The following is a 906-nucleotide window of genomic DNA, read 5'->3' as shown; positions in this document are numbered from 1 at the left end:
CTAACTCCATTAATAAGCGATCACGATCCCAATTCATTCAACTTCCTCAATTAACTACTTTGTATCTAGATGTAAACGACGCAATTAGACGTTTCTATTAGCTTTGTTAAAAATTAACAAACGCTCAGATACATAAACTCACATTTAACATTGTTTTAAATTAGAGCCCTAAAAAGCATCAATAATTTAGTTACAATATAACCACAACGACATTACAAGGATATTTTAAATTGCGACCTACCGTGAACTAGCAAACTTATCTTAGCTGCTGGTTCATTACCTGAGTAATTAGTGTCGCAAATAAAGAAGAGAGTAGATCATGAGACAAGAAAGTAAACCTTTTACCTTTATCGACATCGTATTGGCCATGAGCATCACTGGCATCATGCTTGGCTTCCTCGTTCAACAGCTTCTCGACTTTTAGTATTTAACAGCGGCCTGTTTTGCCGCATAATCACCAGATATTTTTTGCTGGGTGATAAATAAATGGAATACCTTCCTCCCTGGTGGGCCAGAAATGGCCACCTTCAGAGCGTCTATCCTTCAGTTTTCAGAAAGGTATCAGCTGACTTTTATACTCGTGAGCGCCTGGAAACACCCGACCAAGACTTTATCGACCTGGATTGGGCCAAGAACAAGCAAAGCCCTCTTAAAAGGCTTGTGGTGCTTAGTCATGGCCTTGAAGGACATAGTAAACGTCCATACATACTCGGCATGGCGAAAATTGCGCTCCAGAACAACTGGGATGTGCTTGCCTGGAACTTCCGCTCATGCAGTGGCGAACCAAACAGAAAGCTCCAGTCATACCACAGCGGTCAAACAGGAGACTTACAATACGTTGTTAAGCATGCCATAGCACAAGGTTACGAAGAGGTCTGCTTAGTTGGCTTTAGCATTGGTGGCAAT

1 protein-coding gene is annotated in these 906 nt (G+C 41.5%); it reads left to right on the top strand.

Translation table 11 applies throughout. From position 1 onward, the window contains the following. Positions 1–486: 486 nt before the first annotated feature. Positions 487–906: YheT family hydrolase (locus A3735_RS24165; protein WP_369820557.1), on the top strand; the 420-nt coding region annotated here is incomplete at its 3' end.

This window comes from Oleiphilus sp. HI0061, from assembly GCF_001635675.1.
The sequence above is the reverse complement of the archived record's forward strand: the minus strand, read 5'-3'. Positions and strand labels throughout refer to the sequence as shown.